Genomic DNA, 22,865 nt, shown 5'->3' on the forward strand with positions numbered 1-22,865 from the left:
TTAATTATCTTTTGAAAGTAAATACTCCAGTTGCGCTTGTGCTGTAAATTGATTTTTATTTGCTGTAATTACAGCTGTTTTTAACATCAATAAATCTTGGTTCATCATTAAAACTTCTTCAAAATTGCTACCTGAATTACTGTAGGAGGCAAGTAATAATTTAATGGCTTGCTGGGTAGCTTCAATTTGCTTTAAGTACAATTGGTTTAATTTTTTAGCTTTTTGCACATTAAACAGTGTTATACTATAAGTAGTTCTTAACTTATTTTGAAGTGCTTCTTTTTCAAATTCAGTTCCTTTTATCATCAACTCAACTTCCTTTTGTGCTGCTTTGTATTTTTTTCTAAAAATTGGCAATGTTACTGTTAGCATAGGCATAATAGCATCTTGTCCGTTCATTTCTAAATCAGGCACATCTCTTTTTGAAATAATAGAATAATCCAACCCTATTCCTATCATTGGTAATCCTTCTTTTTTTTCTATTAGTTTTTGTGCTTCAAACGCTTGCTCTTTTTTGGCTAGAATAACTATTTTAGGGTTTGAATCAAATAAATCATTCGTATATTCTTGCATTGATTCATTATTTAAAGGCAATGAATCTAAACTATTTATCGGTTCATTTAATTCCACATTTAACATGCTATTAAACCCTATTTGAAGCGGTTTGTATTGCTCCTTTAAAAGATCAATATTAGTGCTACTTTCATTTCTTTTAATATCAATTCTCACAACATCTACCATTGCTCCATTTCCATTTTGAAATTTACTTAAAGATAGAATTCTATAAGTATCTAATATTTGAAGGTTTTGTTCCTCCAGAACAATCATTTGTTGAAGTTCATAAATTTCAGCATACATTTTTTTTACATTGAGCAGAACTTCATTTTTGGTATCAACATAATTCTGAAAAGCAGCTTCTGCTAATAAGTTGGCAACATTTTCTTTGGCAGCAAATGTTCCAAACCAAGGGAACATTTGCATAATACTGAAACGAGCTTCTTGCGCGCCAACTCTTGTTTCAACCATTCTTCCAAAAGCACTCATTGTAAGCGTTGGGTCTGGCAACGATTTTACTTGAGGTGATTTTTGCATGGCAACTTCAAACTCAGTATATGCTGCTTTAATTTCTGGATTGTTTTTTGAAGCTATCAACAAATACTCCTCTAGGGTTTGACCATTTACATTCAATGAGAACAGTAAACCAATCACTATTAAATATCTCATATTTAATATTCTATATATTATTTTCGCTTTCATTTGTTACTTTTTTTAATGATTGATTCTCTCCAATGCGCCTGAAGAATTGGAACAACAAAAATGGTCATGGTTTGAATAATCATTCCTCCAAATGTTGGAATTGCCATAGGCACCATAATATCTGATCCTTTTCCCGTGGAAGTCAAAACTGGTATTAAAGCTATAATAGTTACAGCGGTTGTCATCATGGCAGGGCGAACACGTTTTTTACCAGCATCTACTACGGCATTTCTAACTTCTTCTACACTTTGCGGATTTCTTTCTTCAAAAACCTGATGAATATAAGTTCCCATTAATACACCATCATCTGTTGCAATTCCAAAGAGAGCTATAAACCCAACCCAAACTGCCACGCTTAAATTAATGGTATGCATTTGAAACAAATCGCGCATATTTACGCCTGAAATACTGAAGTTCATAAACCAATCTTGTCCCCAAAGCCAAATCATAATAAATCCACCGGCAAAAGCTACAAATACGCCTGAAAAGTGAATTGCCGAAGCTGTTACGGTTTTAAACTGAAAAAATAAGAGCAAGAAAATAATACCCAAGCATATAGGTATTACAATTGACAAACGTTTTACGGCTCTCACTTGATTTTCAAAATTTCCAGAAAATTTATAATTTATATGAGCAGGGACTATTAATTCTCCAGAAGCTATTTTAGCGTCAATAATTTGTTGAGCATCCTCCACCACATCAACTTCAGCAAAACCTTCTTTTTTATCAAACAACACGTAGCCAACTAAAAAAGTATCCTCACTTTTTATCATTTGCGGTCCTTGAACATATTCTATTGAAACCAATTCACCCAAAGGAACTTGTGCCATTGTTGGAGTAGGAATCAGTATTTTCTTTAACTTTTCAGGATCATCACGTAATTCTCTAGGGTAACGAACGCGTACATTGTAGCGCTCTCTTCCTTCAACAGTTGTGGTTATTGGCATTCCTCCCACAGCTGTTTCAATGGCTTGTTGCGTTTGTTCAATACTTAAGCCATAACGTGCAATTTTAGCTCTATCAATGTTAATATTTAAATAAGGCTTTCCTACAATTCTATCTGCAAAAACAGCTTCGGATTTTACAGAAGGCACTGTCTTTAAAATGTTTTCAAGTTCAATTCCAAACTGTTGAATAGTTGTTAAATCTGGGCCATACACTTTAATTCCCATAGGAGCTCTCATTCCTGTTTGCAACATTACCAAACGCGTTTCAATGGGCTGTAATTTAGGTGCTGAGGTGATTCCTGGAAAATTTGTAACCTTTACTATTTCTTTCCAAATATCATTTGGTGATTGAATTTCCTTTCGCCAATTTCTAAAAATTTCACCATCTTCATCTGCAATTAATTGCGTTGCTGAAATTCTTTTTAAAATGGCATTTTCATTTGAAATAGTATCTCCTGTTGTTAAAATGAAACCATTATTTTCATCAACTTTAAAGGTTTCTTTATGTCCTTTTTCATTTAAAATATATTCTGATTTGTAATTAATTACATTTTCATACATTGAAATGGGTGCTGGGTCTAACGCTGTTTCTGCTCTGCCTAGCTTTCCAACCACCACCTCAACCTCAGGAATTGTGGCAACGGCCATATCTAGTAATTGAACTGTTTTGGTAGTTTCTTCAATCCCTGCATGTGGCATTGAAGTTGGCATTAACAAAAAGCTACCTTCGTTTAGTGAAGGCATAAACTCTTTCCCTATGCCGGGAAATTTATGATCTAGATAGGAATATACACCTGTACTTCTAATATTAACACCTACTTTATCTAATCCTTTGGCCGTAAATCCAAAAATAGAATTAAATCCCATCCAAATAAATAAACCAAAAAGAATGGTGAACAACGGTAACAATAAAAATTTACCCTTATTATTTAAGCACCACCATAAAATTGTTTCATAATAGTAAATAACTGCTATTATAAAGGATAGCACTGAAATTATAATTAAAGCAACCATTAGGTAATTTGAAAACAAACTATTTTGGTGACCTAATGGATTCCAAGAGGTTGTTAATATATAGGTTGTAAATAGCAATGCTATTCCTATGGTTATTGTATTTGAATGTTTTTTTAAATAGGTTGGGTATCTATTTTCTAAAATGTTTTTCAGACCAATTAAAGTTAAAGCTACTGGTATTATGGTTGAAAACGCAAATGCCAAAACAATTCCGGCAATTATTAAGAATCCATTCCAATAGGTACTAAATTTTTGTTTAGAAAAATTAAATCCAAAAATTAAATACGCCAATGTTGGTAAAAACATGATGCCAATTAAAAACGATGCTCCTAAAGCAAATGTTTTTGTAAAAGCTAAAGGTCTAAATAGTTTTCCTTCGGCATGTTCCATAAAAAATACAGGTAAAAAACTGACCACTGTAGTTGCTATGGCAACCGTAATGGCTGGTGCAATTTCAACGGTAGCATCATATATTACGGAGATTAGTTCTTTTCCTTTTTTACCGATATTTTCAGGCATTTCAAAATATCGAATGTTATTTTCAACAAAAACAATTCCCACATCAACCATTACACCAATGGCAATGGCTATACCTGACAGCGCCACCACATTGGCATCAACACCTGCATAACGCATAATTATAAAAGTCATAATTACGGCCAGCGGTAATAAACTTGCTATTATAAAGGAGGCTCTTAAATTAAACAACAAAATAATAACAACAATAATACTGATGATGATTTCTTCTGAAAGGGCACTTTCTAAAGTGCCAATGGTTTCTTGGATAAGTGCCGTTCTATCGTAAAAAGGAACAATAGTTAGTTGGCTAATTGTACCATCTGCCAGCGTTTTTTTAGGCAATCCTGTTGAAATTTCATTGATTTTAGCTTTTACATTATCAATCACTTCTAACGGATTAGAACCGTAACGTGCAATAACAGCACCTCCAACAACTTCTGCACCTTCTTTATCTAAAACGCCTCTTCTGGGTGCAGCTCCTACACTTACAAAGGCAACATCTTTTATTAATATGGGTGTATTTTCATTAACTGTAACTACTGCATTTTCAATATCTTCTAGCGATTTTATGTAGCCCAATCCGCGAACCATATATTCCGCCTTATTAATTTCAATAGTATTGGCACCAATATCTCTATTGCTATTTTTTACGGCCATCATTACCATATCAAAACCAATTCCGTAGGTTTTTAAAGCATCTGGATTTACATCTACCTGGTATTCTTGCACTTGGCCGCCAATAGATGCAACTTCTGAAACTCCATGGGCAGCATTTAAACCATATTTTACATAAAAATCTTGAACTGTACGAAGTTCATGTAAATCCCAGCCGCCAGTAACATTTCCTTTGGAATCTCTTCCTTCTAAGGTGTACCAAAAAACTTGTCCTAAGCCAGTAGCGTCAGGTCCAAGCATTGGTTTGGCATCGGTTGGTAACAAGCCACTAGGTAAAGAATTTAATTTTTCTAAGATTCTGCTTCTACTCCAATAAAATTCCACATTTTCATCAAAAATGATGTAAATACTTGAAAAACCAAACATGGAGGTACTTCTAATAGTTTTTACTCCTGGTATTCCTACTAAAGAAGTGGTTAGCGGGTACGTAATTTGATCCTCAATATCTTGAGGTGATTTACCTGGCCAATCGGTAAATACAATTTGTTGATTTTCACCAATATCAGGTATGGCATCTACAGGAACTGCATCTTTTGGTATAAAGCCTGTTTTCCAATTAAATGGAGCAGTAGACAATCCCCATCCTATAAAAACCAATAATAAAAGGATGGTTACAAATCTATTTTCTAAAAAATAGCGTATTATTTTATTTAACATAAAAATGAAATTTAAACTTTAATGAATATTGAAACCTAAATAAATAGGTATGTAACTATTATTTTGATTCAAAAATCAAAACAATACCAATTCAACTCAAAAAGTTTAAAATCAAATTCTGAAAACCTGATAAAGTACAGAAATGTCTTTATCGACCAGAGGTGGAGAATACGCTGAAAAAGGAACATCCGTATTTTCGGTGCCTTCAAATAAATTTAAATAAGAATAGGTAAATGCAACCACAAACTCTTGCTGCGGAATAGAAAGACTTTGAAAATCTATTTTAAGATTTGATTGTCCTTCAATTTGTTTTACAATATCTGAACAACAATCTTTTTTTATGGAATTACAGTCACTATCAGCAGCTGCTGTTTCCATGGCCATTCCACAAGATTCGGCTTTAGAAAATAGCCCAACATCTACCAAGTGATCACCACAATAGTGTTCACTAAAGGAAAATGACATGGTGGAAAAAAGTACCACAATAGCCATTAAGATGGATGCTATTTTGCTAAATAATTGCTTCATAATGCTTTACAAAGTTAAATAAAATAATTTATTGTATATTAAAATGGTGTTAAATGTTTGTTTGTTTTTAATTTCTTTATATTTAATTCATTGTAATTTATTAAAAATCCGTAACTTACATATTGTATGTAATGCTGGTAAATTTAAAGGTATGTTATCAATTAATTTATTTGAAGTAGAAAGTAAAGTACACATAGCTAAAATTATTCGTGAAAAAATGGAAGCGAATGGAATTAAAAAGATTGAAATTATAAACGGAACTAATTTAAGTAAAACAGCAGTAAACGGAGTTTTAAGTGCTAATTCTCCGGAAAAGGAATATCATTTTGGCACACTTTTGAAAGTGTTGGATTTTATGAAAATTAAAATTTTTGTTGGAAAAAATGAAGAAGTACAAACCAACGTATTATCACTTTTTTGAAATTTAGCAACAATTAAAATTTTCTCAATTCGTAAATTATTTTAAATAGCATATATTTGAAGGCCTATTTTTTTAAGTAATGAAATTTTTTAAATTATTTGTAGTAACATTTTTTTTAGCACTTCCTTTTTTAAATGCTCAGGAAACGTTGCCTATTTATGCGGATTATTTATCAGACAATGTTTTTTTGGTACATCCATCAGCAGCAGGTATTGGAAATTGTGGTAAATTAAGACTTACTGCAAGAACACAATGGGCTGGAATAGAAGATGCGCCATCACTACAAACATTAAGCGCACATACCAAAGTTGGAGAAAATATGGGGCTTGGTATTATTTTATTTAATGATAAAAATGGGTATCATTCACAACAAGGCGTGCAAGGAGCGTATGCGTATCATATAAATATGGGAAGTTATGATGAGGTAAATCAATTATCATTCGGACTTTCTTTTATGGTAGTAAACAATAATGTAGATGAAAGAAGTTTTACCATACCAGATCCTGTAATTTCACAAATTGTACAAAGCGAAAGTTACTTTAATGCAGATGTGAGTATGGCCTATCATAAAAGTGGTTTTTTCTCTTATGTAACAGCAAAAAACATTTTATTAAGCGCGCGTAATTTGTATAACGACCGATATGAATCTTTAAATCTACGCCGATACCTATTTACCTTGGGTTATTATTATGGTAAAGATAAAAGTTTTCAATTAGAACCCTCTGTAATGGCGCAAGCTATAGAAAGAACAGGAGAGAAGTTTGTAGACTTTAATATAAAAGTTTATAAAGAAGTACAAGATGCTCAAATTTGGGCAGCTTTTTCATACAGAAAAGGATTTGATAATGCCAATACAGAAGAATTAAACTACCTAACACCCATTGTAGGTGTTAACTTTAATAAGTTTATGATTTCTTATACCTACACCAAACAATCTGGTGAAATTTTATTTGATGATGCTGGATATCATCAACTTTCATTAGGATTTAATTTTGGTTGCCGTTCACCAAGAAGAATTGGTGGCTGTCCAAATATCAATAGCTCTTTTTAATACACTTTAAAATTTATTTAAGTAATTTTACCACTTAAACGGAAGGTGTCATTTTATTGATAAAAAACATGATAATTAAAGAATTAAACGGAAATACGCCTCAATTTGGAGACGATTGTTTTATTGCAGAAAATGCAGTAATTGTAGGAGAAGTAAGTATGGGAAACCAATGTAGTATTTGGTATAATGCTGTTTTACGTGGTGATGTACATTATATAAAACTTGGAAACAAAGTAAATGTGCAAGATGGCGCAGTTATTCACGCAACCTATCAAAAACATCCAACAAATATTGGTAATAACGTATCCATAGGGCACAATGCATTAGTACATGGTTGTACTATTCACGACAATGTTTTAATAGGTATGGGTGCTATTGTAATGGATGATTGTGTTGTTGAAAGTAACAGCATAATTGCGGCAGGCGCTGTGGTTACTAAAGGTACACATATTGGGTCAGGAACCATTTATGCCGGTGTTCCAGCAAAAAAAGTAAAAGATATTAGTCAAGAGTTAATTTCGGGCGAAATTGATAGAATTGCCAATAACTACATTAAATACGCTAGTTGGTATAAATAATAGTTGGGCGTTCCCTTTCAGGTCAGGCTATTGCAACTCGCTTTTTAAAGTTTAAAAAAACTTAAAAAGAGCTCAAACAATGGCGCTATCCTTAACGCAAAAAATAAAATAATAAAACCAACTGCGTAACTATTTAAGTTGCATTGTTGGTTTTATGTTTAGGAGAAGAAACGGTTATTTACTGGTGCTTCCTTCTTTATAAGTTGTCAGTCCTTTTTTAAGCCAACGTTTTATGTATACTGATGGTTGAAAATTTAAATGATACTTTACAATACTTTTTTTAGGTGTTAAATCCTGTGCATTTTCAGCAGCAATGCTTTTAAAACCAATTTTAAACTTTCCAATATTTTCAATATCTACGGTTTTGCCTTCTTTTAAATGAAATTCTAATTTTTCACCCAAGGCAAATAATACCGCTTTTACATCTACTTTGCTAAGCGTGCATTCATTGCTAATTTCATAACTAAGCCTATCAATATTAATAGTTCCGGTAGATACCGCTTGCATAATATAATTAGATTTCTTTTCTATAGCAATGTTATTGCTTCTTTTGGTAATTCTGTAGCGGATGGACATATATAGCAATGTTTAAAAATTAATAATATAATGGTTGGTTTGTATACACAATGGTTGATAAAATATATTTAAAAAGAACTTTATTTACTTCGTTTTTTGTATATTTATGGTGTACTAGTTGTTTTCTTCATTTTTAGTGCTATTGTAAAAATAGTACAAATTCTTCAAATTAATTGTACAATAGTTTTAAAATATATCTACATTTATTTTTATAGTAATTGTACAATATTTTTGTAAAAGTCCCTAACAAAATATAAAAAAGTCTTTAATAAAAAACAAAAATGTCTTTAGTAAAAGATAATAGTTACTGTGCCTAAATTTAATAATGTTTTAAAAAGAAAGATGTAATGTTGGGTGGTATCATAAATTTCGTGCAAAATAGTCTCTATTTTTCATTTTTTTAGTACATTTAAAGGTGAAAAAGAAACAAATTTTAAACAAGCTATAATTTATAAGCTTCCTATGTGCTGAAAATTATTGGATTGTAAAAAGTTTAGTTATTGAGGGGTATAACATAGTGAAATTAATTACTAAAAAATGAATGAAATACCACAACTAAAAAATGAAAAATATAGAAGCAGAGAAAACGAACCATAGAAAACTTAAGAATTTAGGAAAACTAAATTTATCAGCCATTTTTGAGAACACAACAGATAGCGTATGGGCAATAAATAAGGACTATGAAATTCTATACGCTAATGAGATTTTTGTTGAGGCTTTTTATGTAAATTTTGGAATTTACATGAAGCCTGGTACAAATCTTCTCTTGTCACTACCTAAACCACTTAGAGAACTTTGGAAATCAAAATACGACAGAGCACTGGGTAATGAATCATTTTCATTTATTGACAATGTTAGAGCTAACAATACTTCACTATACATTGAGGTATTTATGAATCCTATAATTATTAAAGACAAGGTAATTGGAGCCTTGTTTTTTGGGAAAGATATCACGAAGCGCAAGTTAGATGAACAGGCATTAATTGATTCACAGTTGCTGCTAAAGTCTAGTTTAGAAAGCCAAAGAAATACCATACTTTTTTCTATTAATAAAGAATACCGCTATTTATACTTCAATTCTGCGCACGTTAAAACAATGAAACACGCGTATGGGAAGGATGTTAAAGTTGGAATGAATATTCTAGATTGTATAACATCTGATGAAGACAGGGTAATTGCTAAAAATAATTATGACCGAGCTTTAAGCGGTGAAACTCATACAAATATTAGGGTATTCGGGAAAGAAAATTTGGCGTATTATGAAAGTTTTTTTAATCCAATATTAAATGATAGCAATGAGATTATTGGTGCAACAGGCTTAGCGAGAGATATAAGTGAAAGAAAAAAAACAGAATTGGCTTTAATAGATAGTGAAAGAAAATTAAAAGAATTGAATGCTACTAAAGACAAACTTTTTTCAATTATAGCGCATGATTTAAGAGGTCCATTTAATACCATATTAGGCTTTTCCGATTTATTAATAAATAGTACAGATACCAAGGAAATAGAAAAAATAAAAGAATTTAGCTCATTTATAAATGTAACGGCAAGAAACACGCTTAGTTTACTTGATAATTTATTGCATTGGGGAAAAGTTCAAACAGGACAGATTAATTTCAATCCTGAAAAATTAATGATATCTTCAATAATTCAAAATATATTAGAAACATCACGTTCAAATACAATAATTAAAAACATCGCAATAAATTTTATTCCGTCAGGAGCTATTGAAGTATTTGCAGACCAAAATATGTTAGAAACGGTCTTGAGAAATCTTATTTCTAATGCTATAAAATTCACGAATTTAAATGGTGAAATTAGTATAAATACCCTACAAGATAAAGATTTCTGCGAAATCACTATTTCAGATAATGGCGTAGGAATGAATGCTGAAAGGTGTAAACAATTATTTAGTATAGATATAAATAAAACTACAAAAGGAACTGCAAATGAAAAAGGTTCAGGTTTAGGATTAGTACTTTGTAAAGAATTTGTGGAAAAACAAGGTGGTATTATTTGGGTTGAAAGTAAAGAAGGACATGGAAGCAGTTTTAAATTTACGTTGCCTTTGTATAAGTAAAAAATGAATAAAAACTGCGGATGATGCCTCATAATTGGTAATAAATAATAGTTACTTTACTTTTTTAATGTTGCTTTAGAAAAAGGAGTATAATGTTTATTACAATAAAAAACTTTATACAAAGCAGTTTCTCTTTTCTTATTTTGGATATAATAAGTTGCAAGTAATTACGTAAATTGAATTTTAAATTATAAAAGTGTTTTAAAAGTAACCATTAAATAAAACGTTAGCAAAATATAAACAGACTAGCCTAAATATTTAATAGCATAATTTGATTTTATAGACTTCTGAGATATAAAAAATTAAAGAAAAATTAAATAATGATTCAAATAATAAAAGCAACTATTGAACACTCTGAACTAATCGCTGAAATAGGAAAACAATCATTTTTAGAATCTCACGGAAATAGTGCTTCAATAAAAGATATTAATGGTTTTATTTTAAAAACATATAATAAAGAAGCTATCAGTAAAGAGTTTGAGAATCCAAAAGTTCAATACCATATTATCTATTTTAACTATAAAGTTGCTGGATTTTCAAAAATTGAATTAAACACTCCTAACAAAGACGTTATAGATTTAAATGTAACAAAACTTGATAGACTATATCTTTTAAAAGAATATTATGGACAAAAATTAGGCTCAAAATTATTTAATTTTAATATTCAGTTATCAAAAAAACATAATCAAAAAGGCATTTGGCTAGCCGTTTGGTTGGAAAATCAAAGAGCAATAAATTTTTACACCTATAAAGGATTTAATGTTGTAGGTGCATATAATTTTAAAATATCGGAAACACACTCAAACCCAAATCATATAATGTATCTGAAATATTAATAACATTTGCCAACACCTCATGTAATTTATACTTACATTTAAACTAGTATAAATAACAAATATTTAATAAACGATTTGCTGCGGCAGAAAAATCTCCGATTTTCAGTGTAAAAATCAAATAAAATTTAGTTAGTATTAACGCAGACAGACAAAAAATTGTTAATAATTATGTTAATTTAAAAACAGAAAAAGATGATTGAACTAGGGATGATTGGACCATTTCAAATTATGGTGATATTTGGAGTTATATTTTTATTAGGAATTATTCCTACAATTATTGCTCTAATTGACATTTTAAAAAATGAATTTGAGGGAAATAATAAAATTGTTTGGGTATTAGTTGTGCTATTTCTCAATTTGATTGGAGCAATTTTATATTTCGTTATTGGCAGAAATCAGAAAATTAAAAGCTAACAGATTTAGTACTCTTGAAGCAGTTTGCGAAGCATTAGATTGTCAACCGGGAGATTTATTAGAATACTCAAAGGAGTAAAAATCCAATTTAAAATTAATAAAAAGGCAGCACTTCACCGTGTAAAATTAATTGCTGGTTTTGGCTTACTTACTAAAATTCTCGCATATTTTCTATTCTGTTTTTATTTGTTAAATTAGATGCTTAAAATCATTTTTAACCTGCAGCCATATTTTAGGACGGGTCATATTAGAAAAACTGGAAATGAACAAAAAATTAAAATTGATTTACCTAATAGTCATATTGACTCTGAACTTTTCTTGTATTGAAAAGAAATCTTCTGAAAAGGTAGTTAATTTTGAATTTGCAAAATATTCAAAAACTGACACCTTAAAATTCACTTCTGGAATACGTGCTATCTTTCAAGACAGTAAAGGCAATTATTGGATTGGAAGTCATAATGAAGGCATAAGCTTTTATGATGGAAAAACATTTGAATACTTTACAACTAATGAAGGTATATCTGATAATCAAATCCGTTCAATACAGGAGGATAAAAATGGAAATATTTGGTTTGGAACTGCAAATGGAGTAAGTGTACATGACAGAGGGAAGTTTACTAATTACCTAACTAAAACTAACGAACCAACATTTTTTGAATGGAATAAATCCAGTGGGGATTTGTGGTTTTATGCAGGCGAAGAAGACGGAATAAATCGTTTTGACGGAAAAAATATGAACTATTTAATTTTCCCAAAACCAAAAAATGAAAATCTTCATAATTCATACGGTGTAACTGATATATCAAAAGATAGAGGCGGTAAAATTTGGATTGCGACTTATGCAGCATTATTCAATTACGATGGTAAAATAATACATATTTTTGATCATAAAAATTTAAAGCTTAAAGATAATGAGCTTTTGCATATTAGAAGTGTATTAGCAGATTCAAAAGGGCGAATTTGGATAGGGAATAATGGGATTGGTGTAATTCTTAAAAAAGGAAATTCAATAACTCATTTCTCGAAAGAACAAGGAAAACTTATTCCAATGAATGAGTTTGAAGCGAACTTTAAAAAGCAACAATTTGATAAAAATACAGGATTACAATCCGTTTTTGCCATTGAAGAAGATTCAGAAGGAAATATTTGGTTTGGAGATAGAGATTCAGGAGCATGGAAATATAACGGTAAGACTTTGACAAACTATCCAATTAAGGACAAGTTATTAACACCAATGATTTGGACCATATATAAAGACAATGTTAACAATTTACTTTTTGGAATGTCAAATGGTCGCGTTTATAAGTTTAACGGAAAATCATTTGATAAACAGTTTTGAAATGAAATATGAACACAAGCTTTGTATATAAAAAATTGCTAAATCCAGAAAAATAGAATGTTTCTAAAACAAAAAAAAGATTAAATTTAAACTTTAGAGAATTGCGTTTTCAAAATCCACAACTTTTCATGCGCTAACCCGTCACCCTTAATTACAGGTGCGTATAAATAAAAAAAGATGAATAAAAATAGACTTTTAGGAATTTCATTATTAATTATTGGAATTGTAGTAATGAATACTATTGATAATGATTTAAGCTCTTTTATATCTGGAGTATTGGTAGGTATTGGTGGAGTGCTAACCATATCAGGAAAAACCATTTTTTCAAAAAAATAAAAGTCAGAGATAGAATGCTTTTGGAAGAAATTTCATTAAAAAAACGCACAAGGATTGCCATTTGTATACTCAAAAAGCGAAAAGATTAATTCCGTTTTGTTCTAAATAAAATTTACAAGGCAAATTCTAAGTTAAAAAGTTAAAAAAAATTCTATGAAAAAGACAAACATTTTAATAACCATTCTTATAATTTCACTTATTTCTGGAAGCTATTTTTTTACAAACATTCTAAATTCTAGGCATAAATTTGAAAAGGATTTTAAAGCGTTTCAAACGCCTTCAGAAACAAAAGTTGAATTAAATAATGGAATTTATGAGTTGTTTGAATTATCAACCAAATTAAAAGAAAATGAAAAACCTGCCATCAATTATTTAGTAACTGAGTATGGAGAAAACCCAACAATTATAGAAATTGATGTTGATACCACGCATGTGGTTCCTAAAATTAAAACAACAATTACGTATGCAATTTTCGATAAAGTGTATAAGAGTATTGGTCAATTTGAAATTAAAGAAAAACAAACTGTAAAAATTATTTCAAAAATAAGTGATGATAGCATTGATCTATTAGCTTATAGACAAAAGGAAACGAGCACATCTTTCTTTGGCATATTAAAATCATCTCTTTTACTTTTTTTAAGTAGTGCTGGATTTATAATTTCAGGAATACTCCTTTTAGTGTACCGAAAAAAGAAATAAACATGTAACATACAAGTTGCTATCAATAAAAAATTTATAAATTTGAATTGGTACAAATTCTATAAAACACCATTTTATAAAGTAGTATGACTAAGAAAAGAGCAAAACAATTACTAAGAATACTATTTATAATTGCAAGTATATCTTCCTTGTATTTTGTGCCATGGATTTTGGTGAAGGCTTGGATATTACCACTTCCAAATACGGTTCAAGAGCAACTAAATGAAGGTATTGACCATGGATTTGATGGGATGATTGTTTACGTGGATGAATTTGGCAAACCACCTGCTTTTTATGCGGCTGGCTGGCACGATAGGAAAAATAAAATACCAGCTAATCCAAAAGCCTTATTTAAAATTGCCAGTATTACCAAACTATATGTAGCTGTTGCAACTACAAAATTAGTGAAAGAAGATCTGTTGTCTTTAGATAAAACACTCGCCGACTATTTTCCAGAACTTGTGGGACGCATTGAAAATGCCGACAAAATCACCTTGAGAATGATGGTGCAGCATAGAAGCGGTATTCCAAATTTTGTAGATCATCCAAATTATTGGAAAAAACCACCAAAAAACAAACAAGAAACACTTGAATACGCATTGGATTTGCCAGCGGACTTTGAACCGGGTAAAGATTATGGCTATTCAAATACCAATTATATGTTAATTTCTGATCTTATTGATAAAGTGCTAGGTTATCCCCATCAACAATATATCAAAGAGAAAATTTTAATTCCACTTGGACTGAAAAATACATTTGGTTCGCAGAGTGAAGTGGATTTAAATGATGTAATGAGCGGCTATTATGTTGGCGTTGATGAAGATTTTAAGTTTGAAGATACAGGTTTAATGCTGGCCACAGCTGAAGATGTGGGGATTTTTTTGAGAGCATTAAACGATGGTTCGGTGTTTAATGAAGGAGAACAGGAAATTTATTCCTCCATTTACGTGTATGAGCATACAGGATTAATTCCTGGGTATCAGAGCATTGCCAAATATCATAAAGATATTGATACTGTTGTTATTCAGTTTGTGAATACCACTAATTTTGATGGTTACACTTGGAATTTATCCGAAATTGTTTACAATCGAATTGTAAAAATAGTGACACATACTAAAAACTTATAAAGCGCTGATAAAATAGGACGTCTTTTCATAAAATAGTATATTTCTAAAAAAATAGTAATTTTAAGCATCAGAAAATGACGTTTTTAACCTCGAAATTTCGTTAGTTTCAAAAAGTGACCTTCAATTATAAGAAAAATGATAAAATATAAAGTAGAAAATACGCTTTCAGCAAAAGAGTTTAAAGAATTACTCATAAAATCAACACTTGGAGAAAGAAGGCCTATAAATGATGTTGAGAGAATAAAAGCAATGATTGAAAATGCCAACTTAATAATAACAGCAAGAGATGGGAATAAGTTAGTAGGTGTAGCAAGATCTGTTACTGATTTTGTGTACTGCACCTATCTTTCAGATTTGGCGGTAGCGGATGAATATCAAAAAAAAGGCATTGGAAAAGAGCTCATCCGATTCACAAAAAAAGAAACTCCAAAGGCAACATTAATTCTTTTAGCTGCACCAAAAGCCGTTGATTATTATCCGCATATAGGAATGTCAAAACATGAGGCATGCTTTTTATTAAAGGATGAAAATGATTTAAAATGATTGGTTTTGATATAAAAACTTGTTTAAATAACTTAAATTGGAAATGGTTTATCCTTTTATTTCAGAATTAAAAATCTATCAAAATGGAAAATGGTAAGTTTTATATTATGCTCATTGATGATAATACAGATGATAATTATTTTCATGAAAGAGAAATAAAGAAAGCAGCTATAAACGCTGTAGTTATTCCAAAAACTTCGGGCGAAGAGGCTTTGGAATATTTCAAATCAAAAAATGAAAAAAACAACCCAAATCCTCATCTCATATTTTTAGACATACACATGCCTAAAATGAATGGTTGGGAGTTTTTGGAAGAATACAGTCAGTTGGATGCACCATTTCGAGAACACCTAATTGTTGTAATGCTTTCCACTTTAAATGATATTGAAAGTATTAATAGGGCAAAATCATGGAGTTTTGTGGTGGATTATGCTATTAAACCATTGACAAAACAAAAGCTAGAAGAAATAAAGGATAAGTATATTAAATTATAGTTAATTAAAAATAATACTTAAAATTTCTTTTAAAATCGTAACTTTTCTTCCGCAAACACATATAAAAAAATATACTAAACAAAAATGAAAAAAAGAACTCTTGGAAAAAATGGATTTAAAATAAGTGAGGTTGGTTTAGGTTGTTGGCAATTAGGAGGCAATTGGGGCGCTGAAATTAATAAGGATAAAGCGTTTAAAATTCTTGATGAAGCTGTTACAAATGGCATCACTTTTTTTGACACTGCAGATGTGTATGGAGATGGTAGAAGTGAAGAATTAATAGGCGAGTTTTTACAAAATTCTAACGAAAATATTAAGGTGGCTACAAAATTTGGGCGTGGCTCAGGTGTATTTCCTGCTAATTATACAGAACAAGCATTAAGAGCCGGTGTAGAAGCTTCTAGAGCGCGTTTGAATGTAGATTGTATAGATTTATTGCAGTTACACTGCATACCAACTGAGGTATTAAAAAAAGGTGAAATTTTTGACTGGTTACGGCTTTTAAAAAAGGAAGGTAAAATTGCTCATTTTGGAGCAAGTGTAGAAACTGTTGAACAAGGTTTAATATGTATTGAACAAGATGAACTTCAGTCGCTTCAAGTGATCTATAATATTTTTAGGCAAAAATTAACGAAAGAATTATTACCGAAGGCCTATGAAAAAGGTGTAGGTATTATTGTTCGTTTACCATTAGCAAGTGGCTTACTTACGGGTAAATTTAACAGTGAAACACAATTTTTAGAAAATGATCACAGAAATTTTAATTGTGATGGACAAGCTTTTAATGTAGGAGAAACTTTTGCTGGACTTCCATTTAAAACAGGCGTACAATTAACAGATGAATTAAAGGAATACTGTCCAAAAAATTTGTCTATGGTAGAAATGTCGCTTCGCTGGATTCTTGATCATAAAGCGGTATCTACCATTATTCCTGGGGCAAGTTCTCCAGCTCATATTTATGGTAATGCTAAAGTGAGTAATTTACCGCAGCTTCCGGAAAAATTAATGAATGATTTAGAAGTATTTTATAAAAATAAAGTTCACAAGCATATTAGAGGTGTTTATTAACTAAAAAATGTATGTACACAAAGTCTATCAACAGTTGTTTTCATCCGTTAAATAGCATATCTCTAAAAATGTTAATAACAATAACATTTAGAAAATATTTTCAAGAATACATAAAGAATAATCTTAAGCGAATTTTAAGAATTAATTGAGGAATTCTACACTTTTATTTATGAATATTTGCTAAATTATAAACTAAAATCAAATGATTTCAGTAACGCAACTTTACGCAATAATTATTCAGTTTTCTATTGCATTAGCATACATTATTAAAGTAAAACATTTTAACAATGCCTGCAAATAATTTTAACATATTAGGGCTAACCAATCAGCAGGTACTTCTTGCGAGAGAAAAATATGGACAAAATAAATTAAACTATAAAAAAGAAAATAGTTTAATAGATACGTTAAAAAATATTGCCAAGGAACCAATGACAATTTTATTGTTAGTAGCGGCTTCCATCTATTTTATAAGTGGTAAAACAGGTGACGGAATTTTTCTTGTAGTTGCAATCATATTCATTACATCAATTTCATTATATCAGGATTCTAGAAGTAAAAATGCGTTGGAAAAACTGAAAGACTTTTCACAACCCGTTTGTAAAGTTATAAGGAATGGTAGTATTGAAGAAATAAAAAGCGAAGATTTAGTAGTTGGCGATAGCCTAATGGTGGAAGAAGGCGCATTTATAACAGCAGACGGCAGAATTGTCCATTCCAACGATTTTTCAGTAAATGAATCCATACTTACAGGTGAATCATTTGCCGTATTTAAAGATAAGACTAAGGAAGATAATTTTATATATAGTGGAACAACAGTTGCCAGTGGTTTAGCTATTTCAACAATAGTAGCTATTGGCAACGAAACCAAATTAGGTAAAATTGGAACGAGTTTAGAAAGTATTAGTGAAGAAAAAACACCATTAGAGCTACAAATTGCAAATTTTGTAAAAAAGATGGCCATTATAGGTGCGGTGGTTTTTGTAATTGTTTGGGTAATAAATTATGGTATTTCTAAAAATCTGTTGAACAGTTTGTTACAGGCACTAACGTTAGCTATGAGTATTTTACCCGAAGAAATTCCGGTAGCATTCACCACTTTTATGGCATTGGGAGCTTGGCGTTTAATGAAAATGGGGATTGTAGTAAAGCAAATGAAAACAGTTGAAACATTGGGTAGTGCTACCGTTATATGCACAGATAAAACTGGCACTATCACAGAAAACAAAATGAGTTTGTCAAAGCTATTTTTGTTAGCATCTAATAAAATATATCAACCAAAAGATTCACTAACTGAAGACGAACAAGAATTAATCAATTTAGCGATGTGGGCAAGTGAGCCAATTCCTTTTGATCCCATGGAGTTAGCATTGCATCAAAGCTACCAACACATTTTTAAAAATGATGAACGTCCCAAATATAAGCTCATTCATGAATACCCTTTAGGTGGGAAACCCCCAATGATGACACATATTTTTGAAGATGATAAAAACAACCGAATTATAGCCGCTAAAGGGGCGCCAGAAGCATTAATCACTATTTCAAAACTTTCAGAGACTGAAAAACAACAGATTCATGCAGCTATTAAACTATTAGCAAATGATGGTTATAGGGTATTAGGTGTGGGTGTATCAAATTTTAAAGGAGATAATTTTCCTGAAAAGCAACAAGATTTATCATTTCAATTTATAGGAATTGTTGCTTTTTATGACCCGCCAAAAGAGAATATCCAAAAAGTATTAGAAGATTTTTATGATGCAGGTATTTCCGTAAAAATTATAACAGGTGATAATGCAGCCACTACAACAGCTATTGCAAAACAAATAGGATTTAGGGGTTACGAGAAAAGTATTTCAGGTGATGAGTTAATGAAATTAAACGATCAGGAATTTCAAACTTGTGTAATGAACACTACTATTTTTACCCGAATGTTTCCAGAAGCTAAATTAAAAATCATCAATGCATTAAAATCAAATAATCAAATTGTGGCAATGACAGGAGATGGTGTTAATGATGGCCCTGCCTTAAAAGCCGCTCACATTGGTATTGCCATGGGTAAAAAAGGAACAGAAATAGCTAAACAAGCAGCATCACTTATTTTGTTGGAAGATGATTTATCTAAAATGGTAGATGCAATTGCAATGGGTAGAAAGATTTATACCAATCTTAAAAAAGCAATTCAATATATCATATCTATACATATTCCAATAATCCTAACGGTATTTATTCCATTGGCTTTGGGTTGGTTGTATCCTAACATTTTTTCACCTATTCATATTATTTTCTTAGAAATAATAATGGGTCCCACTTGTTCCATAATTTATGAAAATGAACCCATGGAACAGAACACCATGCTGCAAAAACCCAAAGCATTAACCACTACTTTTTTTAATTGGAAGGAACTATCCACAAGTATTATCCAAGGATTAGCAATAACAGTAGGAACGTTATTTATGTATCAATATGCCGTTACGAACGGATACAATGAAGCATTAACAAGGACCATGACTTTTACAGTTTTAATAGCAGCCAATATTTTTTTAACGCTCGTAAATCGTTCATTTTATTATTCCATAGTTACTACATTAAAGTATAAGAACAATATGGTTATATTTATCATTTTTACAACTATTGCTATTGTAGGACTTATTCTTTACATAAAACCTTTGACCTCTTTTTTTGAATTTGAAACATTAAATTTGTTACAATTATTAACTTGCATAGTAGTTGGTTTTATTTCAGTTATTTGGTTTGAAATTGTAAAATTAATGAATAGGGCAAATGGAAGTTTAAATGGAAAATAGTCACTAAAAAGGGATAGAAAACTTACTAAATTAGAATGCTTCTAAAATAAAAAAGAGTAAATTTAGTCACCCAAAATTACGTTTTCAAACTCGCAATAGTTTTTGTTTCATACCATTAATAGCAAAAATAACAAAATACATAGTTTACTGAATCTAAAAATTTATACATAAAAATGGAAGATCAAAAAGATGATTATTTAGACAATCATTATATTCATAGGAGTAATTGGCTAAGAGCGGCAGTTCTTGGTGCAAATGATGGAATACTTTCAACTGCCAGTTTGGCGATTGGAGTGGCAGCGGCAAGTGACAGCAGAGAATTAATTGTTTTTACAACTTTAGCAGGATTGGTTGCTGGTGCTTTATCTATGGCAGCAGGTGAATATGTATCTGTAAGTTCTCAAACAGATATTGAAAAGGCAGATATTGAAAGGGAAAAACAAGAGTTGATAGAAATGCCTGAAATTGAACTGCAACGATTAGCAGAGATCTATGAAAAAAGAGGTTTAAAAAAAGAAACTGCACTTACAGTTGCGAAAGAATTGACGGATTTTGATGCGTTGGGCGCACATATGAGAGATGAACTAGGCCTAAATGAAATTAGCCAAGCGCAACCTATTCAAGCTGCCTTTGCATCCGGAGCGGCGTTTACAGTTGGGGGTGTTTTGCCACTTTTAGTAGCGCTTTTTTTACCACTAAAAAGTATGGAGTATTCATTGTATGGATTTGCACTTTTCTTTCTTATAATTTTGGGTTCAATGGCTGCTAAAACAGGAGGATCTAGTATGGGAAAAGCAATTATTAGAATTACCTTTTGGGGAACTATTGCCATGGGATTGACAGCTTTAGTTGGGTATTTATTTGGTGTAAATGTATAGCAATTAGTTTATAATGAAATTTATTTTCACCTATTGCGGACAAAAATCTTACAAATAAAAAAGATCATTTATAGTGTAAAAATTAAAAAAATACAACGGATAATTTAAGTAAAAATTGATTAATTCAGTAAATGAGGTTGATTATAAGGCCAAAAAAGAGTAAATTTAAACATCTTTAAATTTTGGATCTGAAGCTGTAATTTAACTTTTTATATGTAATAGCTTGTATATTGAAAAACAAAAGCTATATGATCTTAGACTAGCCCACAATATTATTCTTTTTAGCTATAAATAATGTATTTATTGTTGCATTATTCACCTATCAATATTTTTGTCATCATAAAAAATGGTGCTTATCTGTGTTTATTATAGGTATTTTATTTCAAACAATAGCACTTATTTTTGTGGGTTACAGAACTGTTTTGCCTTTTTTGTACACGGTACAAATTAGTAATTTATTTTTAATTTCTAGTTTTGCACTAACTTCCTTTGGTCTTATTTCGTTTGATGGTAAAATTCGAAAAAATATTTTATGGCTTTTCTTTGTTTTTACAGTGTTATTTTATGTGGCTTTTCTGGCAGTTTCATAAGACAGAACCATTCGAATTATCATTCAGATACTAGCCAGTTCCTTTTTTTATGGAATTGGTGCATATTATCTTTTTACAAATAAGAAAAATTACAAATTTTCTTTAATTTTAAGTGTTGTCCTTTTTATATATGCAATATTTCAAGTGGTTCGTGCATACATAATATATCAATTATATGAGTCTTATGATTTTATGAAAGGTGCTACCATTGATCATTGGTATTTAATAATTTCTATTTTTGTGATTAGTGCTTCTAGCATTGGTTTTATAATGCTTTTAAAGGAAATGGATCAAAAAACCATTCTTTTAAAAAACACAAGAATTCAACAAGATAAACTGAAACTTGAAGCGTTAAACATTACTAAAGACAAACTGTTTTCAATTATAGCGCACGATTTAAGAAGTCCGTTTAATGGTATTTTAGGTTTTTCGGAACTATTAATTAAAAATACTCAAGATTTTGAAGTTGGTGAATCTGAAAAGTATCTAGGAATAATTAATTCATCAGCAAAAAGCACTCTTACTTTACTAGATAACTTGTTGCATTGGGCAAAAACCCAAACGGGTTAAATTAAGTATAAACCGGAAAATATAAATTTGGCTGCTATAATTAAAGAAGTGTTACAAGTAGCTAGTTCAATTGCAAAAGCTAAAGATATTACTTTAACATATGCCATCTTAGATGCTATTGAAGTATTTGGCGATGTGAATATGTTAAAAATAGTATTACGAAACCTTATTTCTAATGCTATAAAATTCACCAATCCAACAGGTAAAATAGAAGTGTCTGCAATCCAAAATGAAAATTATATTGAAGTTTCCGTTTCTGATAATGGTATTGGAATGACTGAAGCAACTCGAAATAAATTATTTAAAATTGATCCTATAAACACAATTATTGGCACAGCCGCGGAAAAAGGTTCCGGTTTGGGCTTGGTACTTTGTAAAGAATTTGTAGAAAAACAAAGAGGAAAAATTTGGGTAGAAAGTAAATTAGGTAGGGCAGTGTTTTTAAATTTACATTACCTTTAAATTGATTTTTTGCTTACAGTTAGACTAATTAAGGAGCGTAAAATCAGCTATAAAACATGCTGTCTAAAAACTATTGATATGAATTTAATTACAATAAAAAAATCACATATAGAATTTGAACTCCTGATACTGAAAAGCAAATTGGAATCAGAAGGAATACATTGCTTTTTAAAAAAGTAATAAACCATACAAAATGAACCTATTTCACAAAATAAATTTTAAAAATAAACAAAAGAAAAATACACTTTTATTTACATTGTTTATCTCAATTTTAGTAGGACAGCTAGTTGCGTTTATTAGTTGGTGTTTTTTTAATGAGAATTATTTTATAGCCTTGTTGTTTGGATCAATTGTTGGTTTTTTGTTTGGTTATAAAGGACTAAAGAAAACTTAAATAATGCACCT

21 protein-coding genes and 1 pseudogene are annotated in these 22,865 nt (G+C 30.5%); 18 read left to right on the forward strand and 4 right to left on the reverse strand.

Annotated features, from left to right (window positions below; translation table 11 throughout):
• From JEY78_RS00985 to JEY78_RS00995, 3 genes are all read right to left on the reverse strand, one after another.
• Nucleotides 1-1,224 carry a TolC family protein gene (locus tag JEY78_RS00985; protein ID WP_291846047.1) on the reverse strand — a complete coding sequence of 408 codons (1,224 nt, stop codon included), beginning with the start codon at nucleotides 1,222-1,224 and terminating at the stop codon, nucleotides 1-3.
• A 29-nt stretch (nucleotides 1,225-1,253) separates the two neighbouring features.
• Nucleotides 1,254-5,069, reverse strand: a complete 3,816-nt coding sequence (locus JEY78_RS00990; RefSeq protein ID WP_291846049.1) for an efflux RND transporter permease subunit — start codon at nucleotides 5,067-5,069, stop codon at nucleotides 1,254-1,256.
• A 111-nt stretch (nucleotides 5,070-5,180) separates the two neighbouring features.
• Nucleotides 5,181-5,597 carry a hypothetical protein gene (locus tag JEY78_RS00995; RefSeq protein WP_291846050.1) on the reverse strand — a complete coding sequence of 139 codons (417 nt, stop codon included), beginning with the start codon at nucleotides 5,595-5,597 and terminating at the stop codon, nucleotides 5,181-5,183.
• Nucleotides 5,598-5,748: 151 nt separating this feature from the next.
• Between JEY78_RS00995 and JEY78_RS01000 the strand changes: the two genes are divergently transcribed.
• The 3 genes from JEY78_RS01000 (at nucleotide 5,749) to JEY78_RS01010 (ending at nucleotide 7,647) form a co-directional block, all read left to right on the forward strand.
• Nucleotides 5,749-6,018, forward strand: a complete 270-nt coding sequence (locus JEY78_RS01000) for a hypothetical protein (RefSeq protein WP_291846051.1) — start codon at nucleotides 5,749-5,751, stop codon at nucleotides 6,016-6,018.
• Nucleotides 6,019-6,097: 79 nt separating this feature from the next.
• The gene (locus tag JEY78_RS01005; protein WP_291846052.1) at nucleotides 6,098-7,069 is read left to right on the forward strand and encodes a type IX secretion system membrane protein PorP/SprF; all 972 of its coding nucleotides are present in this window, start codon (nucleotides 6,098-6,100) and stop codon (nucleotides 7,067-7,069) included.
• Nucleotides 7,070-7,137: 68 nt separating this feature from the next.
• Nucleotides 7,138-7,647 carry a gamma carbonic anhydrase family protein gene (locus tag JEY78_RS01010; RefSeq protein ID WP_291846053.1) on the forward strand — a complete coding sequence of 170 codons (510 nt, stop codon included), beginning with the start codon at nucleotides 7,138-7,140 and terminating at the stop codon, nucleotides 7,645-7,647.
• Nucleotides 7,648-7,821: 174 nt separating this feature from the next.
• Here the strand turns inward: JEY78_RS01010 and JEY78_RS01015 are convergent, their stop codons facing one another.
• Nucleotides 7,822-8,223: an HU family DNA-binding protein gene (locus tag JEY78_RS01015; protein ID WP_291846055.1), complete on the reverse strand. Its 402-nt coding sequence runs from the start codon at nucleotides 8,221-8,223 to the stop codon at nucleotides 7,822-7,824.
• Between the two features lie 562 nt (nucleotides 8,224-8,785).
• Between JEY78_RS01015 and JEY78_RS01020 the strand changes: the two genes are divergently transcribed.
• From JEY78_RS01020 to JEY78_RS01090, 15 genes and pseudogenes are all read left to right on the forward strand, one after another.
• The gene (locus tag JEY78_RS01020) at nucleotides 8,786-10,303 is read left to right on the forward strand and encodes a PAS domain-containing sensor histidine kinase (protein WP_291846057.1); all 1,518 of its coding nucleotides are present in this window, start codon (nucleotides 8,786-8,788) and stop codon (nucleotides 10,301-10,303) included.
• 320 nt (nucleotides 10,304-10,623) lie between these two features.
• Nucleotides 10,624-11,139: a GNAT family N-acetyltransferase gene (locus JEY78_RS01025; RefSeq protein WP_291846059.1), complete on the forward strand. Its 516-nt coding sequence runs from the start codon at nucleotides 10,624-10,626 to the stop codon at nucleotides 11,137-11,139.
• A 192-nt stretch (nucleotides 11,140-11,331) separates the two neighbouring features.
• Nucleotides 11,332-11,553, forward strand: a complete 222-nt coding sequence (locus JEY78_RS01030) for a PLD nuclease N-terminal domain-containing protein (RefSeq protein WP_291846061.1) — start codon at nucleotides 11,332-11,334, stop codon at nucleotides 11,551-11,553.
• Nucleotides 11,540-11,632, forward strand: a pseudogene (locus JEY78_RS01035) (helix-turn-helix domain-containing protein); the annotation flags it as partial. The gene JEY78_RS01030 and the pseudogene JEY78_RS01035, both read left to right, overlap by 14 nt.
• Nucleotides 11,633-11,815: 183 nt before the next feature.
• A complete protein-coding gene (locus JEY78_RS01040) occupies nucleotides 11,816-12,892 on the forward strand; it encodes a two-component regulator propeller domain-containing protein (RefSeq protein WP_291846063.1) in 1,077 nt (358 codons plus the stop codon).
• A 177-nt stretch (nucleotides 12,893-13,069) separates the two neighbouring features.
• Nucleotides 13,070-13,228 (forward strand): hypothetical protein, encoded by a 159-nt coding sequence (locus tag JEY78_RS01045; protein ID WP_291846065.1) that lies wholly within the window; start codon nucleotides 13,070-13,072, stop codon nucleotides 13,226-13,228.
• 153 nt (nucleotides 13,229-13,381) lie between these two features.
• Nucleotides 13,382-13,927 (forward strand): hypothetical protein, encoded by a 546-nt coding sequence (locus JEY78_RS01050; protein ID WP_291846067.1) that lies wholly within the window; start codon nucleotides 13,382-13,384, stop codon nucleotides 13,925-13,927.
• A gap of 86 nt (nucleotides 13,928-14,013) precedes the next feature.
• Entirely contained in the window at nucleotides 14,014-15,054 is a 1,041-nt protein-coding gene (locus tag JEY78_RS01055; RefSeq protein ID WP_291846069.1) for a serine hydrolase, read from the forward strand.
• Nucleotides 15,055-15,189: 135 nt separating this feature from the next.
• Nucleotides 15,190-15,597 carry a GNAT family N-acetyltransferase gene (locus tag JEY78_RS01060; RefSeq protein ID WP_291846071.1) on the forward strand — a complete coding sequence of 136 codons (408 nt, stop codon included), beginning with the start codon at nucleotides 15,190-15,192 and terminating at the stop codon, nucleotides 15,595-15,597.
• Nucleotides 15,598-15,680: 83 nt separating this feature from the next.
• Nucleotides 15,681-16,091, forward strand: coding sequence for a response regulator (locus JEY78_RS01065; protein ID WP_291846073.1), 411 nt, complete (start codon nucleotides 15,681-15,683; stop codon nucleotides 16,089-16,091).
• 84 nt (nucleotides 16,092-16,175) lie between these two features.
• The gene (locus JEY78_RS01070; protein ID WP_291846075.1) at nucleotides 16,176-17,159 is read left to right on the forward strand and encodes an aldo/keto reductase; all 984 of its coding nucleotides are present in this window, start codon (nucleotides 16,176-16,178) and stop codon (nucleotides 17,157-17,159) included.
• 287 nt (nucleotides 17,160-17,446) lie between these two features.
• Nucleotides 17,447-19,960, forward strand: a complete 2,514-nt coding sequence (locus JEY78_RS01075; protein WP_291846077.1) for a cation-translocating P-type ATPase — start codon at nucleotides 17,447-17,449, stop codon at nucleotides 19,958-19,960.
• Nucleotides 19,961-20,133: 173 nt separating this feature from the next.
• Nucleotides 20,134-20,838 carry a VIT family protein gene (locus JEY78_RS01080; RefSeq protein WP_291846079.1) on the forward strand — a complete coding sequence of 235 codons (705 nt, stop codon included), beginning with the start codon at nucleotides 20,134-20,136 and terminating at the stop codon, nucleotides 20,836-20,838.
• 782 nt (nucleotides 20,839-21,620) lie between these two features.
• Nucleotides 21,621-21,998, forward strand: coding sequence for a histidine kinase dimerization/phospho-acceptor domain-containing protein (locus JEY78_RS01085; RefSeq protein WP_291846081.1), 378 nt, complete (start codon nucleotides 21,621-21,623; stop codon nucleotides 21,996-21,998).
• A gap of 27 nt (nucleotides 21,999-22,025) precedes the next feature.
• Nucleotides 22,026-22,460 carry a HAMP domain-containing sensor histidine kinase gene (locus JEY78_RS01090; RefSeq protein ID WP_291846083.1) on the forward strand — a complete coding sequence of 145 codons (435 nt, stop codon included), beginning with the start codon at nucleotides 22,026-22,028 and terminating at the stop codon, nucleotides 22,458-22,460.
• Nucleotides 22,461-22,865: the final 405 nt, after the last annotated feature.

The organism is Lutibacter sp. (assembly GCF_016342705.1).
Lineage (GTDB): Bacteria > Bacteroidota > Bacteroidia > Flavobacteriales > Flavobacteriaceae > Lutibacter.

Excerpts from the sequence above, each read along its gene's own strand:
- JEY78_RS00985 (WP_291846047.1), bottom strand. The coding sequence starts at position 1,224 with ATGAGATATTTAATAGTGATTGGTTTACTGTTCTCATTGAATGTAAAT.
- JEY78_RS00990 (WP_291846049.1), bottom strand. The coding sequence starts at position 5,069 with ATGTTAAATAAAATAATACGCTATTTTTTAGAAAATAGATTTGTAACC.
- JEY78_RS00995 (WP_291846050.1), bottom strand. The coding sequence starts at position 5,597 with ATGAAGCAATTATTTAGCAAAATAGCATCCATCTTAATGGCTATTGTG.
- JEY78_RS01000 (WP_291846051.1), top strand. The coding sequence starts at position 5,749 with ATGTTATCAATTAATTTATTTGAAGTAGAAAGTAAAGTACACATAGCT.
- JEY78_RS01005 (WP_291846052.1), top strand. The coding sequence starts at position 6,098 with ATGAAATTTTTTAAATTATTTGTAGTAACATTTTTTTTAGCACTTCCT.
- JEY78_RS01010 (WP_291846053.1), top strand. The coding sequence starts at position 7,138 with ATGATAATTAAAGAATTAAACGGAAATACGCCTCAATTTGGAGACGAT.
- JEY78_RS01015 (WP_291846055.1), bottom strand. The coding sequence starts at position 8,223 with ATGTCCATCCGCTACAGAATTACCAAAAGAAGCAATAACATTGCTATA.
- JEY78_RS01020 (WP_291846057.1), top strand. The coding sequence starts at position 8,786 with ATGAAAAATATAGAAGCAGAGAAAACGAACCATAGAAAACTTAAGAAT.
- JEY78_RS01025 (WP_291846059.1), top strand. The coding sequence starts at position 10,624 with ATGATTCAAATAATAAAAGCAACTATTGAACACTCTGAACTAATCGCT.
- JEY78_RS01030 (WP_291846061.1), top strand. The coding sequence starts at position 11,332 with ATGATTGAACTAGGGATGATTGGACCATTTCAAATTATGGTGATATTT.
- JEY78_RS01040 (WP_291846063.1), top strand. The coding sequence starts at position 11,816 with ATGAACAAAAAATTAAAATTGATTTACCTAATAGTCATATTGACTCTG.
- JEY78_RS01045 (WP_291846065.1), top strand. The coding sequence starts at position 13,070 with ATGAATAAAAATAGACTTTTAGGAATTTCATTATTAATTATTGGAATT.
- JEY78_RS01050 (WP_291846067.1), top strand. The coding sequence starts at position 13,382 with ATGAAAAAGACAAACATTTTAATAACCATTCTTATAATTTCACTTATT.
- JEY78_RS01055 (WP_291846069.1), top strand. The coding sequence starts at position 14,014 with ATGACTAAGAAAAGAGCAAAACAATTACTAAGAATACTATTTATAATT.
- JEY78_RS01060 (WP_291846071.1), top strand. The coding sequence starts at position 15,190 with ATGATAAAATATAAAGTAGAAAATACGCTTTCAGCAAAAGAGTTTAAA.
- JEY78_RS01065 (WP_291846073.1), top strand. The coding sequence starts at position 15,681 with ATGGAAAATGGTAAGTTTTATATTATGCTCATTGATGATAATACAGAT.
- JEY78_RS01070 (WP_291846075.1), top strand. The coding sequence starts at position 16,176 with ATGAAAAAAAGAACTCTTGGAAAAAATGGATTTAAAATAAGTGAGGTT.
- JEY78_RS01075 (WP_291846077.1), top strand. The coding sequence starts at position 17,447 with ATGCCTGCAAATAATTTTAACATATTAGGGCTAACCAATCAGCAGGTA.
- JEY78_RS01080 (WP_291846079.1), top strand. The coding sequence starts at position 20,134 with ATGGAAGATCAAAAAGATGATTATTTAGACAATCATTATATTCATAGG.
- JEY78_RS01085 (WP_291846081.1), top strand. The coding sequence starts at position 21,621 with ATGAAAGGTGCTACCATTGATCATTGGTATTTAATAATTTCTATTTTT.